2 protein-coding genes and 1 pseudogene are annotated in these 2,014 nt (G+C 64.4%); all 3 read left to right on the forward strand.

All coding sequences use genetic code 11. From position 1 onward, the window contains the following. Window positions 1-303: glycosyltransferase (locus EN984_RS32520; RefSeq protein WP_281057361.1), on the forward strand; the 303-nt coding region annotated here is incomplete at its 5' end. Next, window positions 300-1,706, forward strand: coding sequence for a UDP-N-acetylmuramate--L-alanine ligase (murC, locus tag EN984_RS32525; protein ID WP_023813140.1), 1,407 nt, complete (start codon window positions 300-302; stop codon window positions 1,704-1,706). The genes EN984_RS32520 and murC, both read left to right, overlap by 4 nt. Continuing rightward, window positions 1,703-2,014, forward strand: a pseudogene (locus tag EN984_RS32530) (FAD-binding protein); the annotation flags it as partial. The gene murC and the pseudogene EN984_RS32530, both read left to right, overlap by 4 nt.

Raw genomic sequence — 2,014 nt, forward strand, 5'->3', positions numbered from 1 at the left:
GTCATCGGCCGGCCGGCGTGGCTGGTGCCGTACCCCGATGCGCTCGATCACGACCAGGCGGCGAACGCGGCGGCCCTTGCCGCTGCCGGCGGCGGCGAAGTGCATCCGCAATCCTCGCTCTCGTCCGAACGCATCGCAGCGCTCATCGGCGAGCTGATGGAAGACCCCGATCGGCTGACGGCGATGGCGGCGGGTGCGAAATCGGCCGGGAGGCCGGACGCGGCACGGTTGCTCGCTGATCTTACAGAGGCTATTGCGTCCAAAAAAACCGTTTCGGATTTCAGGAAGGGGACGCAAGCATGAAGATGCCGCAGACCATCGGCCTTGTGCATTTCATCGGCATTGGCGGCATCGGCATGAGCGGCATTGCCGAAGTGCTGCACAATCTCGGCTACAAGGTGCAAGGGTCCGACCAGGCCGAAAGCGCCAATGTGCAGCGGCTGCGCGACAAGGGCATCGAATGCTTCGTCGGCCATAGGGCCGAAAATCTCGGTGATGCCGAGGTGGTGGTCGTCTCGACGGCGATCAAGAAATCCAATCCAGAGCTAAAGGCCGCGCGCGAAAAGCTGCTGCCGATCGTGCGCCGGGCCGAAATGCTGGCCGAACTGATGCGCTTTCGCCAGGCGGTGGCGATCGGCGGCACGCATGGCAAGACAACGACGACCTCGATGGTGGCGACCTTGCTCGATGCCGGCGGGCTCGATCCGACCGTCATCAATGGCGGCATCATCAATGCCTATGGCACCAACGCGCGCATGGGCGACGGCGAATGGATGGTGGTCGAGGCCGACGAAAGCGACGGCACTTTCCTGAAACTGCCGGCCGAGATCGCGGTCGTCACCAACATCGATCCCGAGCATCTCGATCACTATGGCAGCTTCGACAAGGTGCGCGAGGCGTTCCGCCAGTTCGTCGAGAACGTGCCGTTCTATGGTTTTGGCGTGATGTGCACCGATCACCCCGAGGTGCAGGCACTGGTCAGCCGCATCGAGGACCGCCGGGTCATCACCTATGGCGAGAATGCGCAGGCCGACGTGCGCTTTACCAATCACCGCATGGCAGGCGCCATTTCGGAATTCGACGTGGTGATCCGCGACCGCAAGACAGGCGGCCAGACTGTCATAGCAGGCCTGCGCCTGCCGATGCCCGGCCGCCACAACGTCTCCAACGCGACGGCAGCGATCGCGGTCGCGCATGAGCTCGGCCTGTCGGCCGAGGCGATCAAGAAGGGCCTGTCGTCCTTCGCCGGCGTCAAGCGCCGCTTCACCCATACCGGTTCGTGGGACGGCGTCGAAATATTCGACGATTACGGCCACCATCCGGTCGAGATCTCGGCGGTGCTGAAGGCGGCGCGCAGCGCCACCCAAGGTCGCGTCATCGCCATTGCCCAGCCGCATCGCTTCACCCGGCTGCATGATCTGTTCAACGAGTTTTCCACCTGCTTCAACGACGCCGACACAGTGATGGTGGCGCCGGTCTACGCGGCCGGCGAAGAGCCGATCGACGGCGTCAGCTCGGACGCGCTGGTGTCGCGCATCCGCGCCGGCGGCCATCGCGACGCACGCTACATCGAGGGTCCGGCGGCGATCGCGCCCGTCATCCGTGATCTGGCAAAGCCGGGTGACTTCGTCGTCTTCCTGGGCGCCGGCAACATCACCCAATGGGCCTATGCATTGCCCAAGGAGCTTGGCGGGACCGTCTCATGATGCACGGCCAGGCCCTGATCGACAGACTGGGCGACCGGCTTGCCGGCCTGCGCGGCCGCCTGACGCCGAACGCCGAGATGGACAAGATCACCTGGTTCCGTGCAGGGGGTCTGGCTGAGGTGCTGTTCCAGCCGGCCGACGAGGAAGATCTTGCAGCATTCCTCAAAGCCGTTCCTGAAGAGATACCACTGACCGTCGTCGGCGTCGGCTCGAACCTTCTGGTCCGCGACGGCGGCATCGAGGGCTTTGTCATCCGCCTTTCGGCCAAGGGCTTCGGCGAGGCCGAGGTGATTTCGCCGATCAGGATC

It is taken from the genome of Mesorhizobium sp. M7A.F.Ca.CA.004.12.1.1, assembly GCF_003997835.1.
In the GTDB taxonomy this organism is placed as follows: domain Bacteria; phylum Pseudomonadota; class Alphaproteobacteria; order Rhizobiales; family Rhizobiaceae; genus Mesorhizobium.

Bases quoted from the DNA above. Each gene is read 5' to 3' on its own strand.
- murC (WP_023813140.1), top strand. From the start codon at position 300: ATGAAGATGCCGCAGACCATCGGCCTTGTGCATTTCATCGGCATTGGC.